This window comes from Streptomyces sp. NPDC001781 (genome assembly GCF_053596035.1).
The window spans coordinates 1-26,999 of the sequence record NZ_JBSFFI010000005.1 but is presented as its reverse complement, the minus strand read 5'-3'; the positions used below and the strand labels follow the sequence as shown (position 1 = coordinate 26,999).

The window sequence follows — 26,999 nt, the reverse complement described above, 5'->3', positions numbered from 1 at the left end:
CGTGGACGTCACTCTGCTCGGCACCGGTGCCCCCTCGGGGCTGCCCCGCCCCGACTGCCCCTGCGCCGTGTGCGCGAGCGCGCTCGGCCCGGACTCGCGGGCGGCCACCGCGCTGCTGGTGGACGGGGCGCTGCTGCTGGACCTGACGCCGGGCGCCGCCTTCGCCGCCGCCCGCGCCGGGCACTCGCTGGGCCGGGTCCGCCAGGTGCTCCTCTCCCACCCGCACGAGGGGCCCGCCGTGGAGGTCCCCGCCGGGCTGCCGCAGCCGGTCCGGGTGCCGGACGGCCGCGACCTGACCCTGCTGACGGGGCACCGGGTCCGGGCGCTGGCGATGGACGCGGGCGGCACCGGGTACGAGGTCACCGGGCCGGACGGGCTGAAGCTGCTGTACCTGCCGCCGGGCGGGTCCCCGGCGGGCCTCGAAGCGGTGGCGGAGCCGTACCACATGGTGCTGGCCGACATCGTGGGGCGCCCGGACGCGCTGGCCCGGCTGCGAGCGGCGGGCGGGGTGGGTCCGGCGACCGACGTCGTCGCGGTCCACCTGGACCACGACGTGCCGCAGGCGGCGGAACTGCCCCGGCGGCTGGCGGCGGCGGGGGCGCGGGCGGTGCCGGACGGGGTGACGCTGACGGTGGGCGCGTACGACGAGGTGCCGGACGTGCCGCGCCGGACGCTGGTGCTGGGCGGCGCCCGTTCGGGCAAGTCGGTGGAGGCGGAACGGCGGCTGGGGTCCTTCCCGGACGTGGTCTACGCGGCGACCGGCGGCACCCGCGCCGGGGACCGCGAATGGGCGGACCGGGTCGCCGCGCACCGCGAACGCCGTCCCGGCTCCTGGCGTACGGCGGAGACGACGGATCTGGTCCCGCTCCTCGCGGAGGACGGCCCGCCCCTGCTCATCGACTGCCTCTCCCTCTGGCTCACCGACGTGATGGACGCGGTCGGCGCCTGGGACGACGCGCAGTGGGCCGACGGCGGGGAGAAGGCGCTGCGCGACCGGGTCCACGAACTGACCCGGGCGGTGCGCGAGACCCGGCGCACGGTGGTCGCCGTCTCCAACGAGGTCGGCTCCGGCATCGTCCCCGCCACTCCGTCGGGCCGCCGCTACCGCGACGAACTGGGTCGCCTGAACGCGGCGTTCGCCGCGGAGTGCGAGCACGTCGTGCTGGTGGTGGCGGGGCAGGCGCTGGTGCTGCGGGGTTAGGGCCTCCGGCCCGGTTTGCGGGCCACGACCCGGTAGGTGCTGGCGAAGCGGGTCCGGCGGGTCAGGGGGGCCAGAAGGCGGTCCAGGGCGGTGGCCGCCGCCAGGGGGGCGCGCAGGGGGCGGGGGAGGGTCGTGGCGAGGTCCTGGGGCTGGTGGACGCGGGCCGTGGTGGTGACCGCGCAGTCCAGGGCGTGCAGTTCGGCCTCCAGGTTGGGCAGCGGGAGCAGGTGGGCGTGCCGGTGCGGAAGCCAGTGGGAGCCCAGGAGGGTGGCGTAGGCGCTGTCGGGGGCCGCGGCCTCGACGACGAGGTGGCCGCCGGGGCGGAGCACGGTCAGCGCGGCCCGCAGTTCGGCGCGGGGGTCGGGGACGTGGGCCAGGTGGTGGAGCATGCTGACCACGTCGTAGCGGGCGCGCAGCCGGTCGGTGACGCCGGGCGTGGCGAGCAGCCCCCGGTGGGCCTCCTCGACCCGGCCCTCGGCGAGCGCCCGTTCGACCCGTGCGGTGGGATCGAGCCCGTCGAAGCTGGTGTACGGGAAGAACTCCCGCGCGGCCTCGGGGAAGTGACCGTGCCCGGTGCCGACGTCGAGCCAGCTCTCGGGCTCGGCCAGCCATGCGGCGAGGGCCCGGGCGGTGGCGCGGTGGGAGCGGGCGGCCGGCGAGGGGGCGTCGGCCGGGGACCGGGGGTTCTGGAAGGCGTGGGCGCACGCCTCGCACTCGTCCAGGGCCAGGGCGCGGGGCCCGCGCAGCCGGGTGCGCAGACGGACCGAGCCGCACCAGGGACAGTCCTCGCGGCGCGGGCCGGGGAACCGGCCACTGACCTGCGGGGCGGAGGGCGAGGACGGCATGGCGGCTCCTGTAGGGCATTTCGCGGTAAACCGGAACGTAGGGGATGCCGATCTTGGGTGCAATGACGTACGCCGGGCGTGGTGGCGGTGTGGCGCGGGGCGTCGCGCGCGCGGGCGGTACTGTTCCGCGAATGGACAGCCTTCAACTCGACGACTTCACCGATCTGATCGAGCGCCCGGACGGCGGCGTGCGCCGGGACGCCGAGGCGCGGCGGGAGCGCCTGGCCGTACCGTCCGGCGCGCTGGGCCGGCTGGACGAGCTGGGCGAGTGGCTGGCGGCCGCGCAGGGCGCGGTACCGGTACGGCCCGTCGAACGGCCCAAGCTGATCCTGTTCGCCGGTGACCACGGCGTCGCCGCCCTCGACGTCTCCCGCCGCCCCGGGGGCGGCGCGGCCGGCCTGGTCCGGGCGGTGCTGGAGGGCGCGAGCCCGGCCGCGGTGCTGGCCCGCCGCCTGGACGTGCCGGTACGAGTGGTCGACCTGGCGCTGGACTGCGAACCGGACGCCTTTCCCGCCGAGGTGACCCGGCACCGGGTGCGGCGCGGCAGCGGCCGGATCGACGTGGAGGACGCGCTGACCGCCGAGGAGGCCGAGGCGGCGTTCCGGGCGGGCATGGCCGTGGCCGACGAGGAGGCCGACTCCGGCACGGACCTGGTGGTCCTCGGCGACGTGAGCGTCGGCGGCACGACGGCGGCGGCGGTGCTGGTGGCCGCGCTGTGCGGGACGGACGCCTCGGTGGTGACCGGGCGCGGCGGCGAGGCCATCGACGACCTGGCCTGGATGCGCAAGTGCGCGGCGGTACGGGACGCGCTGCGCAGGGCGCGTCCGGTCCTCGGCGACCAGCTCGCACTGCTGGCGACGGTGGGAGGCGCCGACCTGACGGCGATGACCGGGTTCCTGCTCCAGTGCGCGGTGCGCAAGCTGCCGGTGATCCTGGACGGCGTGGTGGCCGCGGCCTGCGCGCTGGTGGGCCAGCGGGTGGCGTTCCGGGCGCCGGACTGGTGGCTCGCGGGACACGACAGCGGTGAGCCGGGGCAGGCCAAGGCGCTGGACCGCATGGCGATGGAGCCGCTGGTCACCCAGGGCGTACGGGTGGGCGAGGGCGCGGGCGCCCTGCTCGCCCTCCCCCTGGTCCGCTCGGCCGCGGCCCTGGCCGCCGAGCTTCCGGAGCGCCCGGAGGCGGAGAAGGCCGCGGAGCCCCAGGAGGCGGAGGAGACCGTCTAGTGCTGTGACCGGGAAGGTTCACCGGCTCGCGGCGTCCGGCAAACCTTTCCGGTCACAGCGCCAGCCCAGCCGCGCCCCTCGGCCCCGATGAACGCGATTTACGTCAAATGCGGACATATGATCACCGTTCATGGGAGATGCCCGAGTTGCCGAACGGTCGAGCGAACCGGACCGGCGGACGGAACCTGACCAGTGGACCGGGCGGCCGGGGCGGCGGCCGGGCGGGGTGTCGTCCCGCCGGGCCGCCACCGGCGCCGTCTGGTACCTGCGGGCCGTCGCGTTCGTCAACTTCCTCAGCGCGGTGTGGGTCTCGCTGGGCCAGGACGTGCGACGCCACAACCAGGAGAACCTGTTCACGCCGTACCTGCTGACGGCCGGCTTCGCCTCGGGCGTGTTCACCGCGTTCCTGGCCATCACCATGCGGCGGCGCAAGCGGGCCGCGTGGATCCTGAACCTGGTGCTCAGCGGGGCGTTCCTGGCGCTGTTCGCGGTCGCCATGGCCTTCCCGGAGATCCGCCGCTCCCCGCAGAACTGGGTCTCGCTGGCGCTGACGGCCGCCTTCGTCGCCGTCCTGCTGCTCGGCCGCCGGGAGTTCTACGCCAAGGGCGACCGGGCCAACCCCCGCCTCGCCGCGTCCGTGGCCCTGGGTGGCGGTACGGCCGCCTCGCTGCTCGCCGCGCTGCTGGTGACGGCCACCAACCGGGCCCCGGACGCGGCCCGTTCGACCTTCCTGGAGCGCTGGCAGTACGGCACGCTGCGGCTGGTGTCGGTGGCCACCGAGGAGTCCGGCTTCCCCGGTATCGATCCGCCGGGCTGGGCCGATGTCACCGTCAACGTGCTCAGCACCGCCCTCCTCCTCGCGGTCCTGTACGCCGCGTTCCGCTCCCGCCGCGCCGTCGACCCGCTCACCGAGGACGACGAGAAGCGGTTGCGGGAACTGCTGGACAAGCACGGCGAACGGGACTCCCTCGGCTACTTCGCGCTGCGCCGCGAGAAGAGCGTGCTGTGGTCCCCGACCGGCAAGGCGGCCGTCGCCTACCGGGTGGTGGGCGGGGTCAGCCTGGCCTCCGGAGACCCGCTGGGCGACCCCGAGGCATGGCCCGGCGCGATCGTGCCCTGGCTCACCGAGGCACGCGCCCACGGCTGGATTCCCGCGGTGATGGGAGCGAGCGAGGAGGCCGGGACCGTCTACGCCCGGCACGGCATGGACGCGCTCGAACTCGGTGACGAAGCCGTCGTGGAGGTCGCCGAGTTCACTCTGGAGGGCCGCGCGATGCGCACCGTGCGGCAGGCGTACAACCGGGTGCGGCGGGCCGGGTACGAGGTGCGGATGCGGCGGCACGAGGACATCCCGGCGGCCGAGATGGCCCGTCTCGTGGAGCGGGCCGACGACTGGCGGGACGGCGCCACCGAACGCGGCTTCAGCATGGCGCTGGGCCGGCTCGCGGACCCCGGGGACGGCCGGTGCGTGATGCTGGAGTGCACCGACGCCGAGGGCCGGCTGCGCGCCCTGCTGTCGTTCGTGCCGTGGGGCCCCGGCGGGCTCTCGCTGGACCTGATGCGCCGTGACCGGGACAGCGACAACGGGCTGATGGAGTTCATGGTGATCGACCTCCTGCGCAGGTCGCGGGAGCTCGGCATCAGCCAGGTCTCGCTGAACTTCGCCGTGTTCCGCTCGGTGTTCGAGCGCGGCGCCCGCCTCGGCGCCGGGCCGGTGCTGCGGCTGTGGCGCTCGCTGCTGAGCTTCTTCTCCCGCTGGTGGCAGATCGAGTCGCTGTACCGGGCCAACGCCAAGTACCGGCCGATCTGGGAGCCGCGCTTCCTGCTCTTCGAGAAGAGCGCGGACCTGCCGCGCATCGCCCTGGCGGCGGCCCGCGCGGAGGGGTTCCTGGAAGCGCCGGGCCTGCCGAAGTGGCTGCACCGCAGACATCTGGAGACCCACCGGTGAGAGCGTGGGCGCGCGCCGAGTGGGGCCCGCTGTACGCGGCCCTGCGGGCGGTGCTGCTCGCGCGCGGCCCGCTGCTCGGGGCGCCGCTCACGTTCGGCGCGGTGGGCCTGACCGCGCTGCTCCAGTTCGCGCAGAACCAGCCCTGGGGCTTCGCCCTGGTGGAGGCGGCCGGCGCCGTACGGGCCGCCGACCCGCTGTGGCTGGCCCTGCTGCGCACCCCGCTCTCCCTGTTCGTGCCCGCCCTGGACCTCCCGGTGTGGGGCGCGCTGGCGCAGGTGCTCTGCGTGTTCGGCGTCGCGGAACTCTGCCTGGGCCGCCGCCGCACCCTGCTCATCGCCTACACCGCGACGCTCGCGGGGACCCTGTACGCCCGTGTCGGCGTCGCCCTCGGCCCGCACGCCCCCTTCGGCCTGCCCGCCTCGGACGCGCTGGTGGTGGACACCGGCCCCTCGGCCGCCGTGGTCGGGCTCGCGGTGTACGTCGCGGTACGGCACCACGCCCGCGTGACGGCGGTGGCGGTACCGGCCGCGATGGTGATCGAGGTGCTGCTCAAGGACAACCTGGCCGGCAAGGAGCATCTGGCGGCGCTGCTCGTCGTGGGCCCCCTGTGCCTGGTGGGGCTTCAGTCGCCGCTGGGCAGCCGGGCCGGTGACGGGTCGGGCTTGCCGCCGATCCAGTCCTGAACGACCCGCTGGGGCCCCGCCCAGCGCCGGTCGTGCCGGTAGGCCCGCAGCAGGGACCGGGCACGCGCTCGTGGACGCCGGCCGTAGAAGCGCCGCGCCCAGAACGAGGCGGGGCGGGCCAGCCGGACGGCGCCCGCGACGGCCAGCAGGGGCACGATCGCGCCGAACACGGCGGTACGGGTCTTGCCCTTGCTCAACGCGACCAGCGAGATCAGGAAGTTGGCGACGACGAACGCGATGACCTCGCCCCGGTCCTGCAACTCGTCGTGCGAGAGGTCGTTGACGCCGAACGGCGAGAAGCCCGCGAGCAGCAGCCCGACCATCGCGGCGGTGACGACCACGACCTCGACGCTCTTGCGGCCCTCCGCGCTCCAGTACACGTCGTCCAGGTGCAGGATCAGCGCGAACTCGTCCAGCACCAGACCGGCGCCGATGCCGAAGACCACTGCGGCGATCGCACCGCCCGCGCCGTGCCGGTCACTTGCGACGGCGCCGAAACCACCGACGACGGTCAGCACCACACCGGGCACCACGTGATGGATGTGCAGCCCGCCCGCCTGGACGTTGCCGAACGGGCCCTTCCCGGCGCGGATCAGCCGGACGATGATCCGGGTCACGACGAAGGTGACCACGAAGGAGAAGAGGGCCAGCAGCAGCGGAAGCTTGCCCGGTTCCAGGATGTTCCGCTCCCACCAGTGCCCCATGTGCGCACTTTATCCCCGGCCCGCCGGCCGGGCCCGGCGACAGCCCAGGTAGCCTGCGCCGATGCCCGAGACCCCGCCGCCCGGCCCGCTGGACGGACCCCGCTTCGCCTTCGGCACCCTCACCGTGATCCCGGTCCGGGTGCACCACTGGGACCGGACGGCCGCGCGGGCGGGCATGCTGTGCGCGCCGCTGACCGGACTGGCCGCCGGCCTCGCGTCCGCCGCGCTCGGGCTGTCGTTCCTGCTGCTGGGCACCGGCCCGCTGCTCGCGGCCGTCGCCTCCGTCGCCGTGCCGGCCGCGCTCACCCGGGGGCTGCACCTGGACGGGCTCGCGGACACCGCCGACGGGCTGGGCAGCGGCAAGCCCGCCGGGGAGGCGCTCGCCGTCATGAAGCGGTCCGACATCGGGCCGTTCGGTGTGCTCACCCTGGTGCTGACGCTGCTCGCTCAGGTCGCCGCGCTCGCCGGGCTGTACGGCGACTCGTGGGCGCGGGGTGCGCTCGGGGCCGTCGTCTCCGGGGTCGCGGCCCGGCTGGCGCTCACGCTGGCCGCGCGCGCCGGGGTGCCGGCCGCCCGGCCCGAGGGGCTGGGCGCGGCGGTGGCCGGAGTGGTGCCGGTACCGGGGGCGGTGGCGGTGGGGGCGGCGGTGACGCTGGCGGCCGGGGTGGGCGGGGCGCTGCTCGGGCCGTGGGAGGGGGTGCGCGCGGCGGCGGCCGTGCCGCTCTGCATGGTTCCGGCCGAACTACTGCTGCGCCGGTGCCTCACCCGCTTCGGCGGGGTCACCGGGGACGTGTTCGGCGCCCTCGCGGAGACGGCGGCCACGGCCGCGCTGTTCGTGCTGTGTGTGGGAGGCACCGGTCCGCCGGGCGGATGAGAGCGGCAACTCTGCGGTTCCTGAGGCGAGTTGCCCCATCTGGCCGGCAGGGTCGCCCGAAGCGCGGACGGCAGGGTGGTCCTCGGCCGTGAGCGAACGCACGTACGCGCGTAGTCTCATGCCGGGTGTTCGCCGACAGGGAGTCGACCCACCCCTTGCGGCGGTCGCCCCTCACGGACGACCGGCTTGCGCAAACGGCCCCAGCAAACCTCACATTCGGAAGCGAGATTTCACCACCGTGACTGCTCTGACTCTCAAGCCAGCCGCGGCGCCGGGCCCGCGGGCCGACGCGATCGTGATCGGTGTCGCCAAGGCCGGCACGGGCCCCGTCGTGGCGCCCGGCGCCGAGGCCGTGGACCAGGCGTACGACGGCGGGCTGGCCGGCGTCCTCAAGACCCTCGGTGCCTCCGGCGCCGAGGGCGAGCTGACCAAGCTGCCCGCCCCCGCCGGTCTCGACACCCCCCTCGTGGTGGCGGTGGGCCTGGGCGCCGAGCCCGAGGCGGACGCCGGGTACGACACCGAGACGCTGCGCCGGGCCGCCGGTGTGGCCGCCCGTGGCCTCTCCGGCACCAAGAAGGCGTCCTTCGCTCTCCCCGTCGACGGCCCGGGCGCGCTGGCCGCGATCGCCGAGGGCGTGCTGCTCGGCGCGTACGCCTTCGACGCGTACAAGGAGAGCCCGAAGGACGGCGAGGCGAAGGACGCCAGCGGCCCGCTCGGCGAGGCCGTGCTGCTCGCCGGCGACGAGGACGCGGCCGGACACCGGGCGGCCGTCGACCGCGCGAGGGCGGTCGGCGAGGAGCTGAACCGCGCCCGCGACCTCGTCAACACCCCGCCGAACGACCTGGACCCCGAGGCGTTCGCCGCCGTCGCGCAGGCCGCGGCCGACGAGCACGGCCTCACCGTCGAGGTGCTGGACGAGCAGGCCCTCAAGGACGGCGGCTACGGCGGCATCCTCGGTGTCGGCGGCGGCTCGGCGGCCACCCCGCGCCTGGTGAAGCTGGCGTACAAGCACCCGGAGGCGGAGAAGCACCTCGCCTTCGTGGGCAAGGGCATCACCTACGACTCGGGCGGCATCTCGCTGAAGCCCGCCGGGCACAACGAGACGATGAAGTGCGACATGGCCGGTGCCGCCGCCGTGTTCGCCGCCGTCGTCGCGGCGGCCCGCCTCGGCCTCAAGGTCGACGTGACCGGCTGGCTGGCGCTCGCCGAGAACATGCCGTCGGGCTCGGCCACCCGCCCCGGTGACGTGCTGCGCATGTACAGCGGCAAGACCGTCGAGGTGCTCAACACCGACGCCGAGGGCCGCCTGGTGCTGGCCGACGCGCTGTGGGCGGCCTCGGCCGAGGAGCCGGACGCGATCGTGGACGTGGCCACGCTGACCGGCGCGATGGTGCTGGCACTGGGCAACCGCACCTTCGGGATCATGGCCAACGACGACGCCTTCCGCACCACGCTGCACGAGGTGGCCGAGGAGTCCGGCGAGCCGGCCTGGCAGATGCCGCTCCCGGAGCACCTGCGCAAGGGCATGGACTCCCCCGTCGCCGACATCGCCAACATGGGCGAGCGGATGGGTGGCGGCCTGGTCGCCGGCCTGTTCCTGCGCGAGTTCGTGGGCGAGGGCATCACCTGGGCCCACCTGGACATCGCGGGCCCGGCCTACAACGAGGGCGGCCCCTTCGGCTACACGCCCAAGGGCGGCACCGGCACCGCCGTGCGCACCCTGGTCAGGCTGGCCGAGCAGGCCGCCGACGGCGAGCTCGGCTGACCCCGCGAAGGGCACCGGGGGCGCGGACCGACCGGTCCGCGCCCCCGGCGTGAGACGTCCGGAGCGGACGTGGGACGTCTCACACCCCGGCCCGGCGTCCGTCGCACCCCCGACAGGTGCAAAGATGGAGCCCGGCAGGACAGGGCCCCCACCACAGGGCCGAAGCATTGAGCGGCCGGACACCAGCCGCCTGCCGGTCATCGGAGACCGGCACAGGCGCACATGCATGGAGGACGTGACGTGGCGAACGACGCCAGCACCGTTTTCGACCTAGTGATCCTCGGCGGTGGCAGCGGTGGTTACGCCGCGGCCCTGCGCGGAGCGCAGCTTGGCCTGGACGTCGCCCTGATCGAGAAGGACAAGGTCGGCGGCACCTGTCTGCACAAGGGGTGCATCCCCACCAAGGCCCTGCTGCACGCGGGCGAGATCGCCGACCAGGCCCGCGAGAGCGAGCAGTTCGGCGTCAAGGCGACCTTCGAGGGCATCGACGTCCCCGCCGTCCAGAAGTACAAGGACGACGTGATCTCGGGCCTCTACAAGGGCCTCCAGGGCCTGATCGCCTCCCGCAAGGTGACGTACATCGAGGGTGAGGGCCGGCTGTCCTCCCCCACGTCGGTGGACGTGGGCGGGCAGCGCGTCGAGGGCCGCCACGTCCTGCTGGCGACCGGCTCGGTGCCGAAGTCGCTGCCGGGCCTGGAGATCGACGGCAACCGGATCATCTCCTCCGACCACGCCCTCGTCCTGGACCGCGTGCCCAAGTCCGCGATCATCCTCGGCGGCGGTGTCATCGGCGTCGAGTTCGCGTCGGCGTGGAAGTCCTTCGGGGCCGACGTCACCGTCATCGAGGGCCTGAAGCACCTCGTGCCGGTCGAGGACGAGAACTCCTCCAAGCTCCTGGAGCGCGCGTTCCGCAAGCGCGGCATCAAGTTCAACCTGGGCACCTTCTTCGAGAAGGCCGAGTACACCCAGGACGGTGTCAAGGTCACCCTCGCCGACGGCAAGGAGTTCGAGGCCGAGGTCCTCCTCGTCGCCGTCGGCCGCGGCCCGGTCTCGCAGAACCTCGGGTACGAGGAGCAGGGCGTCAACATCGACCGCGGCTACGTCCTGGTCGACGAGTACATGCGCACCAACGTGCCGACCATCTCGGCCGTCGGTGACCTCGTCCCGACCCTGCAGCTCGCCCACGTCGGCTTCGCCGAAGGCATCCTGGTCGCCGAGCGGCTGGCCGGTCTCAAGACCGTCCCGATCGACTACGACGGCGTCCCGCGTGTGACGTACTGCCACCCGGAGGTCGCCTCCGTCGGCATCACCGAGGCCAAGGCCAAGGAGATCTACGGCGCGGACAAGGTCGTCGCCCTGAAGTACAGCCTCGCGGGCAACGGCAAGAGCAAGATCCTCAAGACCGCGGGCGAGATCAAGCTCGTCCAGGTCAAGGACGGTGCCGTGGTCGGTGTCCACATGGTGGGTGACCGTATGGGTGAGCAGGTCGGCGAGGCCCAGCTCATCTACAACTGGGAGGCGCTGCCCGCCGAGGTGGCCCAGCTCATCCACGCCCACCCGACGCAGAACGAGGCGCTCGGCGAGGCGCACCTGGCGCTGGCCGGAAAGCCGCTGCACGCCCACGACTGAGCCTTCGGCCCCCGGGCGCGACGACACAGACTTCCGCAATTCCTAAGGAGCAACAGAAACCATGGCGGTTTCCGTAACCCTTCCGGCGCTCGGCGAGAGCGTCACCGAGGGCACTGTCACCCGCTGGCTGAAGGCCGAGGGCGAGCGCGTCGAGGCCGACGAGCCGCTGCTCGAGGTCTCCACCGACAAGGTCGACACCGAGATCCCGGCCCCCGTCGCGGGTGTGCTGGCCTCCATCAAGGTCGCCGAGGACGAGACCGTCGAGGTCGGCGCCGAGCTGGCCCTGATCGACGACGGCTCCGGCGCCCCCGCCGAGGCCCCTGCCCCGGCCGCCGCCGAGGCCCCCGCCGAGGCTCCGGCCGCCGAAGAGGCCCCGCAGTCCGCCCCGTCCACCGAGCAGGCGGCGCCCGCCCCGGCGCCGACCGCCGAGGCGACCTCCGGCGGCGGTTCCGCCGAGGGCACCGACGTGGTCCTGCCGGCGCTGGGCGAGTCGGTCACCGAGGGCACCGTCACCCGCTGGCTGAAGTCGGTCGGCGACTCCGTCGAGGCCGACGAGCCGCTGCTCGAGGTCTCCACGGACAAGGTCGACACCGAGATCCCGGCGCCCACCTCGGGCACCCTGCTGGAGATCGTGGTCGGCGAGGACGAGACCGCCGAGGTCGGCGCCAAGCTGGCCGTCATCGGTGCCGCGGGTGCCGCCCCGGCCGCCGCCCCCGAGGCCCCGAAGGCGCCCGCCGCCGAGGCCCCGGCCGCTCCGGCTCCGGCTGCTCCGGCTCCGGCTGCCCCCGCCGCACCGGCCCCGCAGGCTCCGGCCCCGCAGGCCCCTTCGGCTCCGGCGCCGCAGCAGCAGACCGCACCGGCTCCCGACCCGGCCCCGTCCGCCCCGGCTCCCGCGCCCGCCCAGGCTCCGGCCACCGCGCCGAGCGCGCCGACCGCCACCCAGGCGACCGACGAGGGCGCCTACGTGACCCCGCTGGTCCGCAAGCTCGCCGCCGAGAACGGCGTCGACCTGGGCTCGGTCAAGGGCACCGGTGTCGGTGGCCGCATCCGCAAGCAGGACGTCATCGCCGCCGCCGAGGCCGCGAAGGCCGCTGCCCCGGCTCCGGCCGCGGCGCAGGCTCCGGCCGCGGCGAAGAAGGCCCCGGCGCTGGAGGTCTCCCCGCTGCGTGGCCAGACCGTCAAGATGACCCGCATCCGCAAGGTCATCGGCGACAACATGGTCAAGGCGCTGACCGAGCAGGCCCAGCTCTCCTCGGTCGTCGAGGTCGACGTCACGCGTCTGATGAAGCTGCGCGGCAAGGCCAAGGACGGCTTCGCCGCCCGTGAGGGCGTCAAGCTCTCCCCGATGCCGTTCTTCGTCAAGGCCGCCGCGCAGGCGCTGAAGGCCCACCCGGTCATCAACGCCCGCATCAACGAGGCCGAGGGCACCATCACCTACTTCGACACCGAGAACGTCGGTATCGCGGTGGACTCCGAGAAGGGCCTGATGACCCCGGTCATCAAGCACGCCGGTGACCTCAACCTCGCGGGCATCGCCAAGGCGACCGCGGAGCTGGCCGGCAAGGTCCGCGCCAACAAGATCACCCCGGACGAGCTGTCCGGTGCGACCTTCACCATCTCCAACACCGGTTCGCGCGGCGCCCTGTTCGACACGATCATCGTGCCGCCGAACCAGGTCGCCATCCTCGGCATCGGTGCCACGGTGAAGCGCCCGGCCGTCCTGGAGACGGAGGAGGGCACGGTCATCGCCGTCCGCGACATGACCTACCTGACCCTCTCCTACGACCACCGTCTGGTCGACGGCGCCGACGCGGCCCGCTACCTGACCACGGTCAAGCAGATCCTGGAGGCGGGCGAGTTCGAGGTGGAGCTCGGCCTGTAACCCCCACGGCCTGTGAAGCCCCCCTGTCGGAGGACAGGGGGGCTTCGCCGTTTCGGCGCGGGCCGGTGGAACAGGCCCCGGGAGCGGGGCCGTGCTGAGGTGCGGCTCGCCGCGCGGGCGCGAGCGGCCACTCCGGCGCCGCATCCGCCCCAAACCCGCCCCCCTTTGGCGAGACCGATCGAAAACACCCTGTGCCCCTCGTCTCACCTGGGCAAAAGCACCCCTATGCGCACTACGGGCAAGCGACTGCCCCCGTATCGTCGTAGAGCCGCCTCGCGAAGGAGCCCAGAATGACCGCGCCCGTAATCCACTCGCTGCGCGAACAGATCCGCGAGCACATCGTGGAGGGCATCGTCAGCGGCCGCTGGCAGCCGGGCGAGCGCATCGTGGAGCGGAGGATCGCCACCGAGCTGGAGGTCAGCCAGACCCCGGTCAGGGAGGCCCTCCGCGAACTGGAATCCCTCCGCCTCATCGAGTCGGCCCCCAACAAGGGCGTACGCGTCCGCAACCTGACCGCGGCCGACCTGGAGGAGAGCTACCCGGTCCGAGCCGGCCTGGAGGCCATCGCGGCGGAGCTCGCGGCCGAGGCCCTGGCGGAGAGCTGCGAGGCCCTGGAGCCCCACGTGGCGGCCCTCTACGAGGCCGACCAGGCCGGAGACGGCACCGCCCAGGTCCGCCACACCGTCGGCTTCCACCGCGAACTCGTCCGCGCCGCGGGCAACTCGGTGCTGCTGCACACGTGGGAGGGGCTCGGCATCGAGGTCTTCACCGCCCTGTCGATCCGCTGGCTCGGCACCGTCCAGCAGTCGTACGCCGAGGAGCACGAGGAGCTGGTGCAGGCGTTCCAGCGCCGCGACCCCCGGATCGCCGAGCTGGTGAAGGCCCACGTGCTGGGCTGCGCGCCCCGCCCCTGAACCGACTGAGCGGCACTCCGCTCACCTGCGAAAACAAGGCACGGCGTGCCTGTACGAAAGACACCGGGTGCCTACTTTTGGGTTCAGACCTGGTTTTCGCCCCCAAACCTTTGATCGATCATCGATCAGGGAGTTATTGTCACCGACGGACTTCTACCGAGTTCTCGCCCTGTCCTGCCAAAGACCAAGGGCAACCCAGAACCCTCACCCATGAGGGCTTTCCCCTTCGACTGAGGAAGGCGGCGAGATGACCGACCCCAACGCCATCCAGCCGAGCGCGCTCGACCAGCTCCCGGACCGCGACCCGGAGGAGACCGCCGAGTGGCGCGCCTCCCTGGACGCCGTGGCCAGGGAAGCGGGCCCGCACCGCGCCGCGTACCTGATGCGGCGCACGCTGGAGCGTGCCGAGGCGGGCGGTGTCGCGCTGCCGAAGCTCCTGGAGACGGACTACGTCAACTCCATCCCCACCGCCGCCGAGCCGGGCGTCCCCGGTGACGAGGCGATGGAGACCCGGATCACCGCGTGGAACCGGTGGAACGCGGCGGCGATGGTCACCCGCGGCAGCAAGCACGGCGTCGGCGGCCACATCGCCACCTTCGCCTCGGCCGCGTGGCTGTACGAGACCGGCTTCAACCACTTCTTCAAGGGCAAGGAGTCCCCGGACGCCGACGGCTCCGGTGACCAGCTCTACATCCAGGGCCACGCCTCCCCCGGCATCTACGCCCGCGCCTTCCTGGACGGGCGGCTGAACGAGGCGCACCTGGACAACTTCCGCCAGGAGGCGGGCGGCAACGGCCTGCCGTCGTACCCCCACCCGCGCCGGCTGCCCTGGCTGTGGGAGTTCCCGACGGTGTCGATGGGCCTCGGCCCGCTCTCCGCGATCTACCAGGCGCGGTTCAACCGCTACCTGACCAACCGCGGCATCAAGGACGTCTCCGCGTCCCACGTGTGGGCGTTCCTCGGTGACGGCGAGATGGACGAGCCGGAGTCGACGGCGGCCCTCGCGCTCGCCGCGCGTGAGGAGCTGGACAACCTCACGTTCGTCATCAACTGCAACCTGCAGCGCCTGGACGGCCCGGTCCGCGCCAACTTCAAGATCGTGCAGGAGCTGGAGGCCCAGTTCCGGGGCGCCGGCTGGAACGTGGTCAAGACGCTGTGGGGCACCGCCTGGGACGAGCTGTTCCAGCTCGACACCACCGGCGCGCTGGTCCGCCGGCTGCGCCAGGTGCCGGACGCCCAGATCCAGACCTACCAGACGCGCGACGCGGCCTACATCCGCCAGGACTTCTTCGGCGGCGACCCGGCGCTGGTGGAGATGGCGAAGCTGCTGAGCGACGACAAGATCCTCGAGTGCTTCCACCTCTCGCGCGGCGGTCACGAGGCCCGCAAGGTCTTCGCCGCGTACAAGGCGGCCGTCGAGCACAAGGGCGCCCCGACCGTGATCCTGGCCCAGACGGTCAAGGGCCACACCCTCGGCCCGGGCTTCGCCTCCAAGAACGCCAACCACCAGATGAAGAAGCTCTCGGTGGACGAGTTCAAGGCGATGCGGGACCTGCTGGAGCTGCCGATCTCCGACAGTGCCTTCGCCGACGGACAGGTGCCCTACGGCCACCCGGGCGCCGACTCCCCCGAGGTCCGCTACCTCCAGGAGCGCCGCGCCGCCCTCGGCGGTCCGGCCCCGGCCCGCCGGGTGCACCCCCTCGCGCCGCTGCCCGCCCCGGCGGAGAAGGCGTTCGCCTCCTTCGACAAGGGCTCCGGCTCGCAGAACGTCGCCACCACCATGGCGTTCGTCCGTCTGGTCAAGGACCTGGTCCGCGACAAGGAGACCGGCAGGCGCTGGGTGCCGATCGTCCCCGACGAGGCCCGCACCTTCGGCATGGAGTCGCTGTTCCCCTCGCTCGGCATCTACTCGCCCAAGGGCCAGACGTACGAGCCGGTCGACCGCGACCAGCTGATGTACTACAAGGAGGCCAAGAACGGCCAGATCCTCAACGAGGGGATCACCGAGGCCGGTTCGATGGCCGACTTCATCGCCGCGTCCACCGCGTACGCGACGCACGGCGAGGCGATGATCCCGTTCTACATCTTCTACTCGATGTTCGGCTGGCAGCGCACGGCCGACCAGATGTGGCAGCTCGGCGACCAGCTCGGCCGCGGCTTCCTCGTCGGCGCGACGGCCGGCCGTACGACCCTGACGGGCGAGGGCCTCCAGCACGCCGACGGCCACTCCCCGGTGATCGCCGCGACCAACCCGGCCGCGCTGACGTACGACCCGGCGTTCGCCTACGAGGTCGCCGCGATCGTCAAGGAGGGTATGCGCCGGATGTACGGCGAGGCCGCGCCGGGCGAGGACAGGGACGTCTTCTACTACCTGACGGTCTACAACGAGCCGATGCCGCAGCCGGCCAAGCCCGCTGTCCCCGGCATCGACGAGGGCATCGTCAAGGGCCTGTACCGGTTCAACACGGCCGAGTCCGCGGGCGTCACCGTCCCGGCGAACGCCCCGCGCATCCAGCTGCTGGGTTCGGGCACGGCGATCCACTGGGCGCTGGACGCGCAGCGGATGCTGGCCGAGGAGTGGGGCGTGGCCGCCGACGTGTGGTCCGCGACCTCCTGGTCCGAGTTGCGCCGGGACGCGATGGACGCCGACGCGGCCCTGCTGCGCGGCGAGGAGCGGGTGCCGTTCGTGCGCCGGGCGCTCCAGGGCGCCGAGGGCCCCGTCCTCGCGGTCTCCGACTACATGCGCCAGGTCCCGGACCAGATCGCGCAGTGGGTCGACCAGGACTGGTCCTCGCTGGGCGCGGACGGCTTCGGCCTCTCCGACACCCGCGCTGCGGCCCGCCGGCACTTCGGTGTCGACGCCGAGTCGATCGTGGTCGCGGCCCTGGCCCAGCTCGCCAGGCGCGGCGGGGTCAAGGCGACGTCGGTGAAGGAAGCCCGCGAGAAGTACGGGCTGTGACCTCCTGAGGGTCCGGTGAAGCGGTACGGCGTGCTGCCGTACCCCTTCACCGTTCTCCCGCCGGTTCCCACACCGTTCCGCGTGCGGGGCGGGGGTGGAGGCCCGATGCTGGTGGCGTGATGGACGAGACGGAGTTCTGGGAGCTCATCGACGCCACCCGCGAGGCCGCCGAGGGCGACCCCGAGGAGCAGGCCGACCTGCTGGTGGACCGGCTCCTCCAGTTCGACCCGGACATGGTGCTGGACTTCGCCCGTCACTTCGAGGCCCGCTACAACCGCGCCTACCGCTGGGACCTGTGGGGCGCTGCCTGGCTGCTGCTGGACGGCGCGAGCGACGACGCCTTCGACTACTTCCGCTGCTGGCTCATCGGCCAGGGCCGCGAGGTCTTCGAGGGCGCCCTCCACGACCCCGACTCCCTCGCGGAGCTCCTCGACGAGTTCGACGAGGAGATGGACGGCGACGGCGAGGAGCTCGGCTACGCGGCCGACGAGGCATACGAACGCCTGACCGGGACCGTCGCCCCCGACCTCGGTATAGCCCCCGCGCCCGGCGAGCCCTCCGGCGCCCCCGTCGACTTCGAGAACGACGGCACCCTGGCGGACCGCTATCCGATGCTGTGGGCCCGCTTCAGGCCGTGAGCGGCCGTCGAGCCGGCCGGCGGCGCGGCGTGTTCGTGGGGCCCTTCGCGCGGCCGCCCTGCGGGCGGTGGGCCAGGGTCTTCCGTTCGGATCAGGCCGGATCCCGGACCCCGCGAGCCCGGCATGATCCACACGGGAGGCCCTGAGGGCAGTCCCGTAACCCCGGGCGGGCGCGCGGCGTCGGGGGCTACGGGACAGCCCTAAGGGGCGCGGCCCTGGAGACGCGCTGCCCTGGCCCGGACGGCGGGGAGGGCGGCGGTGAGAGCGGCGCCGGGGCAGGTGGTGGCGTAGGCGGCGTTGTGGCCGGCGATCGCGGGGAGGGTCGCGGGGGTGCCCGAGTGGTAGCGGCTGAGGTCGCTGGTGGAGGTCAGGCGGACGCGGGCACGGGGGTCGGTGCCGGAGTGGCCGAGCTTCCAGGCGGCGAGCGCGGCGATGGCGTCGGTCATGGCCGCCGGGACCGTGGCGCCCGCGGTGAAGGTGCCGAGCGCCGCGATGCCCGTCGAGCGGTGGTTGAACCCCTGCGTGTGGGCCCCGGTGACCGCCCGGTCGGCGCCCCCGGCCCGTCCCTCGTAGATGGTGCCGCAGCGGTCGACGAGGAAGTTGTAGCCGATGTCGTCCCAGTTCCGTGCGCCGGTCTGGCCGGAGTACAGCGAGCGGATGACGCGCGGGGCGTCGGCGCAGTCGTAGTCGTTCGGCGAGTCGGTGTGGTGGACGAAGACGGCGACGACCCGGTCGTCGTAGCGCGGCGGGGGCTGACGGCGCAGGGTGGCGCGGTCGAGCCAGGCGGAGCGGGGCAGGATGACCGGGCGGGGCGCGCGGTGCGGGGCGGGCGCGGTGCGGGGCGCGGGTTGCGCGGGACGGGCCGTGACGGCACGCTCGCTGCCCCCTGCGAGCAGCAGCGGCGCTGCCACGGCGGTCAGGGCCGCGAGGACGCCGGGCAGGCGCGCGGCACGCCACGGGCACGTCCACTTCATGGTCCCACTGTCGGTCCGGCGCGGCGGGTCCGCGATGTGTGGTGTGCCACCCGGTGGAACCATCGTCCAGGTCCGGGGCGTTTCTGTGGGTACACACATACGGGAAGCCCTGGGGCTGCGACTGATCAGCGGGCCTGTCCCGCCCGTATTGGGGGGTCCGAGAGAAAGGCGGCTTCGTGGACCTGCTCGACGTGCTGCTCGTGCTGGTGATCCTGCTGTACGCGGCTTCCGGGTACCGGCGCGGTCTGGTGGCCGGCTGTGTCTCGCTGGCCGGCTTCGTGGGCGGCGCGGCGATCGGCGTGTGGGCGCTGCCGTGGGTGACGGGGCTGGTGGCGCGTGGCTCCGCGGCGGCCACCGTGGTCGCGGTGCTCACCGTGCTGGTGCCGGGCATGGTCGGGCACGAGCTGGCGGGCCGCCTGGCGCTGCGGCTGCGCAGCCGGATGGACCGGGTGGGCCCGAACCCGCTGCGGGTGGCGGACGGCATCGGGGGCGCCGCGGCCAACGGGGTCGCCGTGCTCCTCGTGGCGTGGGTCGCGGCGAGCGTGCTGGGCGCGGCCCCCTCGCAGACGGTGACCACGGCGATCCGCAACTCCGCCCTGCTGGGCGCGGTGCAGCAGACGATGCCGGAGACCACCCCCGCCTGGTTCTCGCGAGCCACCTCCGCGCTGACGGAGGCGGGCTTCCCGCAGGTCTTCAACCCCTTCGAGAACGAGTCGACCGCGCAGGTGGCCGAGCCTTCCGGCGACAGTGTGACCCCGGCGGCCACGGAGGCGGCCCGGCGCAGCACGGTGAAGATCGAGGGCTCGGCGGGTGCCGAGGGCCGCGAGGGCAGCGGCTTCGTGTACGCGCCCCGCCGGGTGATGACCAACGCGCACGTGGTGGCCGGCATCGACGCCCCGACGGTACGGATCGGCGGGGTGGGCCCGGCCTACCGGGCGCGGGTGGTGCTGTTCGACCCGGACAAGGACGTGGCGGTGCTGTACGTACCCGCTCTGCGCACCCCGGTGCTCCCCTTCGACTCCTCCGCGCGGCGCGGCGAGTCCGCGGTGGTCGCGGGCTACCCGCAGGACGGCAGCCTGGACCTCAAGGCGGCGACGGTGGCGAACCGGGTGCGGGCGACCGGCCAGAACATCTACAGCGACCGCTCGGTCACCCGCGAGATCTACTCCATCCGTTCCACCGTCCGCCCGGGCAACTCCGGCGGCCCCCTGCTCACCACCGACGGCCGGGTCTTCGGTGTGGTCTTCGCCCGCTCCACCTCCAGCTCCGGGACGGGGTACGTGCTGACGGCGTCGGAGGTCTCGGCGGACGCGGCCCGCGCGCGAACGGCGACGGCACCGGTGGACACGGGTGAGCTGATCACGTCGTAGGGAGTAGACAGGCGCTCTGATCCCGCCCTCGCGGGGCATGCTGGGATCATGGAATCCTCCCGAATCGCGGTGACCGGCGCCTCCGGTCTCATCGGCAGCGCCCTGGTGCGGTCCCTGACCGACGACGGGCACCAGGTGGTGCGGCTGGTCCGGCGCGCACCACAGGGCCCGGACGAGGTCCGCTGGGACCCCGAGAAGAGTTACGTGGACGCGGCCGGGCTGGCCGGGGTCGACGCGGTGGTGAACCTGGCGGGCGCGGGGATCGGCGACAAGCGCTGGACGCCGGAGTACAAGCGGGTGATCCGGGACAGCCGGGTGTTCGGCACGACCGCGCTCGCGGAGGCCGTCGCCTCCCTCCCGGAGCCGCCGCGCGTCTTCGTGAACGGCAGCGCGATCGGCTTCTACGGCGAGACCGGCGACCGGATCACGGACGAGGACGCACCGCCCGGGGAGGGGTTCCTGCCCTCGGTGTGCGAGGAGTGGGAGGAGGCGGCCACCCCGGTGCGGGAGGCGGGCGTCAGGACGGCGTTCGTGCGCACCGGTCTGGTGGTGTCCGCCGCCGGCGGGGCGTGGGCCAGGATGTTCCCCCTGTTCAAGGCGGGGCTCGGCGGGCGGCTGGGCAGCGGCCGTCAGTACTGGTCGTACATCGCGCTGCACGACGAGGTCGCCGCGATCCGTCACATCCTGGACCGTGAGGACCTGTCCGGGCCGTTCAACCTGACGGCGCCCCACCCGCTGACCAACCAGGAGATCACCGAGGCGATGGGCCGGGTGCTGCACCGGCCGACCCCGTTCCCGGTGCCGGCGGCACTGCTGAGGACGGTGCTGGGCGGGATGGCGGAGGACGTGCTGGGCAGTCAGCGGGTGGTGCCCAAGCGGCTGCTGGAGTCCGGTTTCCAGTTCGCGTTCCCCGGCATCGAGGACACCATCCGCGCGGCGGAGTAGTCCGGCGGCATAGGCGCGATCCTGGCGGGCACCGGGCGGTCATGACCGTGTGCGACCGCCGTGCGACCGTGCCCTGCCGGTGCGCGACTGGAACTGACCGACAATGACCGTAACCTCGACTCGAACTCGCGTATTCCGCGGGCCAGTTGAGGGCATGACCTCTCCACCGGCCGCGCAACCACAGGAGGGGCCCCGTGCTTGAGCCCGCGTACCAGGTGGACGTCGTCGTCGTGGGGGCCGGGGTCGCCGGACTCTCGGCGGCCCATCGGCTGACCAGCGCAGGAGTGACGACCGCAGTCCTGGAGGCCGCCCCCGAAGCCGGCGGCCGCATGTCGACCGAGGAGGTCGACGGCTTCCGTCTCGACCGTGTCGGACGGCCCCTGACCACACCCGGCGCCGAACTGCGCACCGTGCCGGGCCTCGAACCGCTCGGACTGAGGCAGTTCGCGCCCGGCGTGCTGCTGCACCGGGACGGCCGCAGGCATCGCGCGGGCGCCCCGGCACCCGTGGGGGGCGCCAGGGGCGCACTCCACGTCGCGCGCGCCCTGGCGAGCGCCCCCAGGGGGCCGGTCGCCGCGCTGCCCGGCCGGACCGGGACCCCGGTGGGCGGGGCGTGGGACCAGGCCCGGCTCAACGCCGCGCTGTCCCGGATCGCGGCCACCCCGGTGGAGCGGCTGCTGGCCCGCCCGGAACAGGCCGCCGCCGACGCGCTGGCGACGCGCGGGATTCCCGCCCGCACCGTCGACGGCTTCCTGCGGCCGCTGCTCGCCGCGCTGCTGTGCGACCCGGAGCTGACCACGTCCAGCCGGGGCGCCGACCTCGCCCTGCGGGCGTTCGCCGGGGGCCGGCTGAGCGTGCCGGCGGGGGGCGCGGCGGTAGTGCCCGAGCAGCTGGCGCGCGCCCTGCCGCCGGGCACGGTGCGCACCGGGGTCCGGGTCACCTCGGTCTCCACCACCTCGGTCACCACCGCCGAGCACGGCGTGCTGCGCTGCCGCGCGGTGCTGCTGGCCACGGACGCCCGTGCGGCGGCCGAACTGCTGCCGGGGCTGCGCGTCCCCGACTTCCACCCGGTGACGGTGCTCCACCACACCACCGACGACCCCGGCCCGGCGCTGTCCACGGGCACCTCGCTGCTGCTGGACGCCGACCGGGGCGGCCCGGTCGCGCACACGGCGGTCCTCAGCAACGTCGACCCCGGCCGCGCCCCGGCGGGCCGCACGCTGATCTCCTCGACGGTGCTCGGCACCCCGCCCGCCGACCTGGACTCCGCCGTCCGCACCCACCTGGCCCGCCTGTACGGCACGCCCACGAACCGTTGGGAGACCCTGGCGGTCCACCACACCCCGGATGCCGTACCGGCCACACGCCCCGCGTACGACCCCCACCGCCCGGTGCGTCTCCTCGCGGGCCTCTACGTCTGCGGCGACCACCGTGACACCCCCACCCTCCAGGGCGCCCTGCACTCCGCCACCCGAGCCACGGCAGCCATCCTGACGGACCTGGGCGCCGCCTCGATGCACCTGGCCGACCCCCCGGCGTCGATGCCGCGGGCGGCCTGACCGGAGTCCGGCCGCCGCGCCCGGCCCCGGCCTGATCCACCGGGGATCACGGGGCAGCCCTCAGCCCAGCGCCGCCACCCGCTCCCGGTAACCCCGGGCCGGGGCCGCGTCGCGGTAGGGCTCAAGGCGGCGTTCGAAGTCACGGATGTACTCCACGGCGCGGACCGAGCGCATCTCGGCGGCCTGGGCGGCGGCATCGGCGGCGAGGGCGCAGGCCTGGTCGAGGTCGCCGAGGCCCAGGCGGGCGGTGGCCAGGACGACCCGGGAGAACAGCCGGCTGCGGGCGTGGGCGGCCGGGCGCAGCCGGAGCGAGCGCTCCGCGTGCTGGGCGGCCGGACGGAACTGGTGCAGGTCCCGGTGGCAGTGGCCGAGCTCGTCCGCGAGCTGGGCCTCGTCGAAGAAGCGCGCCCAGTGCGGCACGTCGTCGCCGGGCCGGGCCGTCTCCAGGGCGCGCTCGGCGCGTACCAGCGCGCCGGTGCACGCTCGTGTCTCTCCGAGGACGGCGTGCGCCCGCGCCTCGGCGGCTTGCAGCAGGGCCTGCACGACGGGCGCCGCGCCGGTGCCGATCCCCTGCTGGGCGACCCGTGCCAACTGGACGGCCTCCCGCCCGTGCCCGAGGTAGACGGCCTGGCGGCTCATGGTGACCAGCACGTACGAGCCGTAGGCACGGTCCGCCGCCGCCTGGGCGAGCCGCAGGGCCTGCACGAAGTACCGCTGGGCGAGCCCGTGCGCCGCGATGTCGTACGAGGTCCAGCCGGCCAGCCGGGTGAGGTCGGCGGCCGCGCCGAACAGCCTGCGGCCGGTCTGCTCGGAGTAGCTGCCGCGCAGCATCGGCTCGCACTCGTGCTCCAGGTAGCGCACGAGGGCCTGCCGGGCGTGCCCGCCGCCGTACTGGTCGTCCAGCGCCCGGAACAGCTCCCCCACCGAGCGCAGCGCGGCGAGGTCCCCGCCGGTCACCCGGTGCCCGGAGGGCCGCTCGGCCACCGGGACCCGCACGGGCCCGGCCTCGGCGCGCCGCGCCTGGGCCGGCACCCGTACGGCGGGTTCGCGCGCCACCCGGTCGTCGGCCTTGCCGATCAGCCAGTCCCTGCTGGGCACCACCAGCCCGGCGGGGGTGAAGGCGATCTTGCGTAGTTCGGCGTGGCTGCCGGAGTCCTTGCGCCACAGCCCGCTGACGATGTCGACGGCCTCCTCGGGGGTGCCCGCGAACTCGAGCCCGGCGTACACCGGCGCACACGCGTCCAGACCGAGGTCCTGGGCGGTGAGACGGCGGCCGAGGCGGCGGGTGAAGACCTCGGCGATCAGCGCGGGAGTGGTCCCGCGCGGCTGCTGGCCGCGCAGCCAGCGGGTGACGGAGGTCTTGTCGTATCTGAGGTCCAGCCCGTGCTCCAGCCCGAGCTGATCGATGCGACGGGCCAGACCCGCGTTGGAGAACCCCGCCTCTGCGATGAGCGCGGCGAGCTGGCGGTTGGGGGTGCGCTGCGCGGGTCGGTCCGTCATGTGCGGTGCGGTCTCCTGCCTGACAGGCCACTGAGATGCCGGGACGGGCTGTGAACAGCCCTTTTGGCCTCACGAACGGCGCGAATGTAGCGGAGAGTGAACAAGTCCTCGCACAGTTCCCCAGGCATTCATCCGATCGTGTGAGGATTACCCGCGCGGCTGACGTCACCCGTCCGGACGTACAGTGGCGTGGGCGCCGTACGCGCCTGACAGGACCCGACGAGGGGTGCCCGGCTTAGGGAGGCGCTTGCCGTGAGTGACTTGCGGTTCGTCCACATGGGATTCGGCGCGGACGCCGTCGACTACCAGGAGGCGTGGGACGAGCAGCGCCGGGTGCACGCCGCCCGGTTCGCCGACGAGGTCCCCGACACCGTGCTGCTGCTGGAACACCCCCCGGTGTACACCGCCGGCCGCCGCACCGAGCCGGGCGAGCGGCCGCTGGACGGCACCCCCGTGATCGACGTGGACCGGGGCGGCAAGATCACCTGGCACGGACCGGGCCAGCTCGTCGGTTACCCGATCCAGAAGCTCCCCCGCCCCGTGGACGTCATCGCCCACGTCCGCCGCCTGGAGGAGGCCCTGATCCGCGCCTGCGCGGAGTACGGGCTGGAGACCAGCCGGGTCGAGGGCCGCAGCGGTGTCTGGGTGCTGGGCGACCCGGTCGAGCAGCGCCTCGGCGGCCTCTCCCTCGACCTCGATCCCCGGATCGGCGACGACGAGTTCGACCCCCGCATGAACGGCCCGGAGTACGCCCCCTCCAACGCGGGCCAGCGACGCGAGGACCGCAAGATCGCCGCGATCGGCATCCGCGTGGCCAAGGGCGTCACCATGCACGGCTTCGCTCTCAACGTGAACCCGGACAACCGCTGGTTCGACCGCATCATCCCGTGCGGCATCCGCGACGCCGGCGTGGCCTCGCTCGCCGACGAACTGGGCCGGGACATCAGCATCGAGGAGGTCGTCCCGGTGGTCGAACGCCACTTGCGCGAGGTCATGGCCGAGGCCGTCCTCGCCCCCAGGGTGATCGAGAAGCCCGCCGCGGTCTGATCCGGGAATGCGGCCTGCGTCCGCGAGGTTTTCACCCCCGGCAGGACCCAATGAACACGGGCGTACCCTGGTGTACGCCGAAGAATCGAAGACTTACTTCGCAACAAGCAGGGAGCCGGTCGTGTCCGCAGTCGCACCCGACGGACGCAAGATGCTGCGCCTGGAGGTCCGGAACAGCCAGACCCCCATCGAGCGCAAGCCCGAGTGGATCAAGACGCGGGCCAAGATGGGACCCGAGTACACCAAGATGCAGAACCTCGTGAAGAGCGAGGGCCTGCACACCGTGTGCCAGGAGGCCGGCTGCCCGAACATCTACGAGTGCTGGGAGGACCGCGAGGCGACCTTCCTCATCGGCGGCGACCAGTGCACCCGGCGCTGCGACTTCTGCCAGATCGACACCGGCAGGCCCGAGGCCCTGGACCGGGACGAGCCGCGCCGCGTGGGCGAGTCCGTGGTCACCATGGACCTCAACTACGCCACGATCACCGGCGTCGCCCGCGACGACCTCGAGGACGGCGGCGCCTGGCTGTACGCCGAGACCGTGCGCCAGATCCACGCCCAGACCGCGGGCCGCGAGGCCGGCCGCACCAAGGTCGAGCTGCTGGCCCCCGACTTCAACGCGGTGCCCGAGCAGCTCGCCGAGGTCTTCGAGTCCCGCCCCGAGGTCTTCGCGCACAACGTCGAGACGGTCCCGCGCATCTTCAAGCGCATCCGCCCCGGTTTCCGCTACGAGCGCTCGCTGAAGGTCATCACCGAGGCCCGCGACTTCGGCCTGGTCACCAAGTCCAACCTGATCCTCGGCATGGGCGAGACCCGCGAGGAGGTCGTGGAGGCGCTGCGGCAGCTGCACGACGCGGGCTGTGAGCTGATCACCATCACCCAGTACCTGCGCCCCTCCGTGCGCCACCACCCCGTCGAGCGCTGGGTGAAGCCGCAGGAGTTCGTGGAGCTGAAGGAGGAGGCCGAGCGGATCGGCTTCTCCGGTGTGATGTCGGGGCCGCTGGTCCGTTCCTCCTACCGCGCCGGACGCCTCTACCAGATGGCGATCGAGAAGCGTGGTGACTACATCGCCGTCCAGGCGGTGTGAGCGAGTCGTGTGAAATCACGCACAGGTTCCTACTGGCCGGTACTGGCCGAGTCGACGCGGTCCCGTCCGTCCTCGCTGATGAGGGCACATGGCGGGGCCGCGTCGGCGTGCGGGGAACCCGCGCAGAGGTTTCACCACCGTTTGACCGGTCGGTCACGCGCTGGTAACACCGATCAGTGACGCTGATGTCACGCCCCGTAGACCACCCGCACCGAGGGGGGACCTCGACCATGCAGGCCGCACCCGTCCGCGCCACCGCCATCCCGTCCTTCACCGTCGCCCTGCGCGCGGTCGAGACGCTGCTGCTCCAGGGCGGCCAGCGCACCGCCCGCCGCAACGCCTGGACCTCCGTCCTGGAGGACCGCCGCCGCGCCAAGGACCGGGTCGAGGCGGAGCAGTTCCTCGACCGCGCCGTCACCCGTCCGTAACCCCCGCCCTACGCCGGGCACCGCCGTCGAGAGTGCTCCGGCGGCCACGTAGACTCGTGGGCATGGCGAGGAAGGAAACCGCGGCGGACGCCGCGAGCGCAGGGCGACTGAAGCAGATCGCCCTCACGTACAAGATGACCCGTAAGGCCGACAAGACGATCGGTCTTGTACTCGCGGCTGTCGGGCTCGGCATTTTCGCCGTCCTCCTCGCGATCGGCTTCCTGATCGGGCATCCCGTCTACGGCGGCATCCTGGGCCTGCTGCTCGGTCTGCTGGCGACGGCGATCGTGTTCGGGCGCCGGGCCGAGCGGGCCGCGTTCGGGCAGATGGAGGGCCAGCCGGGTGCGGCGGCCGCGGTACTGGACAACATCGGCCGGGGCTGGGCGACCACCCCCGCGGTGGCGATGAACCGCAGCCAGGACGTGGTGCACCGGGCGGTCGGCAAGGCCGGCATCGTGCTGGTGGCCGAGGGCAACCCGAACCGGGTGAAGAGCCTGCTGGCGGCCGAGAAGAAGAAGATGAACCGCATCGTCGCGGACGTGCCGGTGCACGACGTGATCGTCGGTGACGGTGAGGGCCAGGTCCCGCTGAAGAAGCTGCGGACGACCATGCTGAAGTACCCGCGGGTGCTGACGGGCCCCCAGGTCACCGCCACCAACGACCGGCTGCGGGCGCTGGGCGACCTGATGAGCAACATGCCGCTCCCCAAGGGTCCGATGCCCAAGGGCATGCGGATGCCGAAGGGCGGCGGCAGGGGCCGCTAGGGCCTCTCGACACGAGCACGCGACCCAGAAGGGGCGCCCGGAGAGTCTCCGGGCGCCCCT

General features: G+C 73.5%; 22 protein-coding genes. 18 read left to right on the top strand and 4 right to left on the bottom strand.

Annotated features, from left to right (window positions below; genetic code table 11):
* Position 1: 1 nt before the first annotated feature.
* The gene (locus tag ACWCV3_RS06090; RefSeq protein WP_451219056.1) at positions 2 to 1,201 is read left to right on the top strand and encodes a bifunctional adenosylcobinamide kinase/adenosylcobinamide-phosphate guanylyltransferase; all 1,200 of its coding nucleotides are present in this window, start codon (positions 2 to 4) and stop codon (positions 1,199 to 1,201) included.
* Here ACWCV3_RS06090 and ACWCV3_RS06085 read toward each other — a convergent pair.
* Positions 1,198 to 2,046: a class I SAM-dependent methyltransferase gene (locus ACWCV3_RS06085; protein WP_451219053.1), complete on the bottom strand. Its 849-nt coding sequence runs from the start codon at positions 2,044 to 2,046 to the stop codon at positions 1,198 to 1,200. The genes ACWCV3_RS06090 and ACWCV3_RS06085 overlap by 4 nt on opposite strands.
* Positions 2,047 to 2,177: 131 nt before the next feature.
* Here ACWCV3_RS06085 and cobT point away from each other — a divergent pair, with 131 nt between their 5' ends.
* The 3 genes from cobT (at position 2,178) to ACWCV3_RS06070 (ending at position 5,900) form a co-directional block, all read left to right on the top strand.
* The gene (gene cobT / locus ACWCV3_RS06080) at positions 2,178 to 3,269 is read left to right on the top strand and encodes a nicotinate-nucleotide--dimethylbenzimidazole phosphoribosyltransferase (RefSeq protein ID WP_451219050.1); all 1,092 of its coding nucleotides are present in this window, start codon (positions 2,178 to 2,180) and stop codon (positions 3,267 to 3,269) included.
* Between the two features lie 130 nt (positions 3,270 to 3,399).
* Complete coding sequence (locus ACWCV3_RS06075; RefSeq protein ID WP_451219048.1) at positions 3,400 to 5,217, top strand: phosphatidylglycerol lysyltransferase domain-containing protein; 1,818 nt, start codon at positions 3,400 to 3,402, stop codon at positions 5,215 to 5,217.
* Positions 5,214 to 5,900, top strand: coding sequence for a hypothetical protein (locus tag ACWCV3_RS06070; protein WP_451219045.1), 687 nt, complete (start codon positions 5,214 to 5,216; stop codon positions 5,898 to 5,900). The genes ACWCV3_RS06075 and ACWCV3_RS06070 overlap by 4 nt, the downstream gene beginning before the upstream one ends.
* Here the strand turns inward: ACWCV3_RS06070 and ACWCV3_RS06065 are convergent.
* Entirely contained in the window at positions 5,840 to 6,604 is a 765-nt protein-coding gene (locus ACWCV3_RS06065; protein WP_451219043.1) for a hypothetical protein, read from the bottom strand. The two genes, ACWCV3_RS06070 and ACWCV3_RS06065, sit on opposite strands and share 61 nt — an antisense overlap.
* A 61-nt stretch (positions 6,605 to 6,665) precedes the next feature.
* On the opposite strand from ACWCV3_RS06065, the gene ACWCV3_RS06060 reads away from it, so the two are divergent.
* The 7 genes from ACWCV3_RS06060 (at position 6,666) to ACWCV3_RS06030 (ending at position 17,265) form a co-directional block, all read left to right on the top strand.
* The gene (locus tag ACWCV3_RS06060) at positions 6,666 to 7,478 is read left to right on the top strand and encodes an adenosylcobinamide-GDP ribazoletransferase (RefSeq protein ID WP_451219040.1); all 813 of its coding nucleotides are present in this window, start codon (positions 6,666 to 6,668) and stop codon (positions 7,476 to 7,478) included.
* Positions 7,479 to 7,716: 238 nt separating this feature from the next.
* On the top strand, positions 7,717 to 9,243 hold the full coding sequence (locus ACWCV3_RS06055; protein ID WP_451219037.1) for a leucyl aminopeptidase: 1,527 nt from the start codon (positions 7,717 to 7,719) through the stop codon (positions 9,241 to 9,243).
* 240 nt (positions 9,244 to 9,483) lie between these two features.
* On the top strand, positions 9,484 to 10,872 hold the full coding sequence (gene lpdA / locus ACWCV3_RS06050) for a dihydrolipoyl dehydrogenase (RefSeq protein WP_451219034.1): 1,389 nt from the start codon (positions 9,484 to 9,486) through the stop codon (positions 10,870 to 10,872).
* A gap of 61 nt (positions 10,873 to 10,933) precedes the next feature.
* Complete coding sequence (sucB, locus tag ACWCV3_RS06045) at positions 10,934 to 12,754, top strand: 2-oxoglutarate dehydrogenase, E2 component, dihydrolipoamide succinyltransferase (RefSeq protein ID WP_451219031.1); 1,821 nt, start codon at positions 10,934 to 10,936, stop codon at positions 12,752 to 12,754.
* A gap of 290 nt (positions 12,755 to 13,044) precedes the next feature.
* Positions 13,045 to 13,668: a GntR family transcriptional regulator gene (locus ACWCV3_RS06040; RefSeq protein WP_451219028.1), complete on the top strand. Its 624-nt coding sequence runs from the start codon at positions 13,045 to 13,047 to the stop codon at positions 13,666 to 13,668.
* 247 nt (positions 13,669 to 13,915) lie between these two features.
* Entirely contained in the window at positions 13,916 to 16,627 is a 2,712-nt protein-coding gene (gene aceE / locus ACWCV3_RS06035; protein ID WP_451219025.1) for a pyruvate dehydrogenase (acetyl-transferring), homodimeric type, read from the top strand.
* A 119-nt stretch (positions 16,628 to 16,746) separates the two neighbouring features.
* Positions 16,747 to 17,265 carry a DUF4240 domain-containing protein gene (locus ACWCV3_RS06030; protein ID WP_451219659.1) on the top strand — a complete coding sequence of 173 codons (519 nt, stop codon included), beginning with the start codon at positions 16,747 to 16,749 and terminating at the stop codon, positions 17,263 to 17,265.
* Between the two features lie 200 nt (positions 17,266 to 17,465).
* Here ACWCV3_RS06030 and ACWCV3_RS06025 read toward each other — a convergent pair whose 3' ends face one another.
* Complete coding sequence (locus ACWCV3_RS06025) at positions 17,466 to 18,239, bottom strand: peptidoglycan recognition protein family protein (protein WP_451219022.1); 774 nt, start codon at positions 18,237 to 18,239, stop codon at positions 17,466 to 17,468.
* 176 nt (positions 18,240 to 18,415) lie between these two features.
* Between ACWCV3_RS06025 and ACWCV3_RS06020 the strand changes: the two genes are divergently transcribed.
* The 3 genes from ACWCV3_RS06020 to ACWCV3_RS06010 all read left to right on the top strand — a co-directional run bounded on the left by ACWCV3_RS06020 (position 18,416) and on the right by ACWCV3_RS06010 (position 22,113).
* Positions 18,416 to 19,609, top strand: coding sequence for a MarP family serine protease (locus ACWCV3_RS06020; protein WP_451219019.1), 1,194 nt, complete (start codon positions 18,416 to 18,418; stop codon positions 19,607 to 19,609).
* A 48-nt stretch (positions 19,610 to 19,657) separates the two neighbouring features.
* On the top strand, positions 19,658 to 20,554 hold the full coding sequence (locus ACWCV3_RS06015; RefSeq protein ID WP_451219016.1) for a TIGR01777 family oxidoreductase: 897 nt from the start codon (positions 19,658 to 19,660) through the stop codon (positions 20,552 to 20,554).
* Between the two features lie 194 nt (positions 20,555 to 20,748).
* Positions 20,749 to 22,113: an NAD(P)/FAD-dependent oxidoreductase gene (locus ACWCV3_RS06010; protein ID WP_451219013.1), complete on the top strand. Its 1,365-nt coding sequence runs from the start codon at positions 20,749 to 20,751 to the stop codon at positions 22,111 to 22,113.
* A gap of 60 nt (positions 22,114 to 22,173) precedes the next feature.
* Here the strand turns inward: ACWCV3_RS06010 and ACWCV3_RS06005 are convergent, their stop codons facing one another.
* Positions 22,174 to 23,613, bottom strand: a complete 1,440-nt coding sequence (locus tag ACWCV3_RS06005; protein WP_451219010.1) for a regulator — start codon at positions 23,611 to 23,613, stop codon at positions 22,174 to 22,176.
* A gap of 252 nt (positions 23,614 to 23,865) precedes the next feature.
* Here ACWCV3_RS06005 and lipB point away from each other — a divergent pair, with 252 nt between their 5' ends.
* The 4 genes from lipB to ACWCV3_RS05985 all read left to right on the top strand — a co-directional run bounded on the left by lipB (position 23,866) and on the right by ACWCV3_RS05985 (position 26,939).
* The gene (gene lipB / locus ACWCV3_RS06000; RefSeq protein ID WP_451219007.1) at positions 23,866 to 24,660 is read left to right on the top strand and encodes a lipoyl(octanoyl) transferase LipB; all 795 of its coding nucleotides are present in this window, start codon (positions 23,866 to 23,868) and stop codon (positions 24,658 to 24,660) included.
* A gap of 121 nt (positions 24,661 to 24,781) precedes the next feature.
* Entirely contained in the window at positions 24,782 to 25,747 is a 966-nt protein-coding gene (gene lipA / locus ACWCV3_RS05995) for a lipoyl synthase (protein WP_451219004.1), read from the top strand.
* A 230-nt stretch (positions 25,748 to 25,977) separates the two neighbouring features.
* Positions 25,978 to 26,175 (top strand): SCO2195 family GlnR-regulated protein, encoded by a 198-nt coding sequence (locus ACWCV3_RS05990; protein WP_451219001.1) that lies wholly within the window; start codon positions 25,978 to 25,980, stop codon positions 26,173 to 26,175.
* A gap of 62 nt (positions 26,176 to 26,237) precedes the next feature.
* Positions 26,238 to 26,939, top strand: coding sequence for a DUF4191 domain-containing protein (locus ACWCV3_RS05985; RefSeq protein WP_451218998.1), 702 nt, complete (start codon positions 26,238 to 26,240; stop codon positions 26,937 to 26,939).
* The last annotated feature ends 60 nt before the right edge of the window (positions 26,940 to 26,999 follow it).

Bases quoted from the DNA above. Each gene is read 5' to 3' on its own strand.
- ACWCV3_RS06030 (WP_451219659.1), top strand. From the start codon at position 16,747: ATGGACGAGACGGAGTTCTGGGAGCTCATCGACGCCACCCGCGAGGCC.
- ACWCV3_RS05990 (WP_451219001.1), top strand. From the start codon at position 25,978: ATGCAGGCCGCACCCGTCCGCGCCACCGCCATCCCGTCCTTCACCGTC.
- sucB (WP_451219031.1), top strand. From the start codon at position 10,934: ATGGCGGTTTCCGTAACCCTTCCGGCGCTCGGCGAGAGCGTCACCGAG.
- ACWCV3_RS06025 (WP_451219022.1), bottom strand. From the start codon at position 18,239: ATGAAGTGGACGTGCCCGTGGCGTGCCGCGCGCCTGCCCGGCGTCCTC.
- ACWCV3_RS06060 (WP_451219040.1), top strand. From the start codon at position 6,666: ATGCCCGAGACCCCGCCGCCCGGCCCGCTGGACGGACCCCGCTTCGCC.
- ACWCV3_RS06085 (WP_451219053.1), bottom strand. From the start codon at position 2,046: ATGCCGTCCTCGCCCTCCGCCCCGCAGGTCAGTGGCCGGTTCCCCGGC.
- ACWCV3_RS06075 (WP_451219048.1), top strand. From the start codon at position 3,400: ATGGGAGATGCCCGAGTTGCCGAACGGTCGAGCGAACCGGACCGGCGG.
- ACWCV3_RS06065 (WP_451219043.1), bottom strand. From the start codon at position 6,604: ATGGGGCACTGGTGGGAGCGGAACATCCTGGAACCGGGCAAGCTTCCG.
- aceE (WP_451219025.1), top strand. From the start codon at position 13,916: ATGACCGACCCCAACGCCATCCAGCCGAGCGCGCTCGACCAGCTCCCG.
- ACWCV3_RS06040 (WP_451219028.1), top strand. From the start codon at position 13,045: ATGACCGCGCCCGTAATCCACTCGCTGCGCGAACAGATCCGCGAGCAC.
- cobT (WP_451219050.1), top strand. From the start codon at position 2,178: ATGGACAGCCTTCAACTCGACGACTTCACCGATCTGATCGAGCGCCCG.
- ACWCV3_RS06005 (WP_451219010.1), bottom strand. From the start codon at position 23,613: ATGACGGACCGACCCGCGCAGCGCACCCCCAACCGCCAGCTCGCCGCG.
- ACWCV3_RS06015 (WP_451219016.1), top strand. From the start codon at position 19,658: ATGGAATCCTCCCGAATCGCGGTGACCGGCGCCTCCGGTCTCATCGGC.
- ACWCV3_RS05985 (WP_451218998.1), top strand. From the start codon at position 26,238: ATGGCGAGGAAGGAAACCGCGGCGGACGCCGCGAGCGCAGGGCGACTG.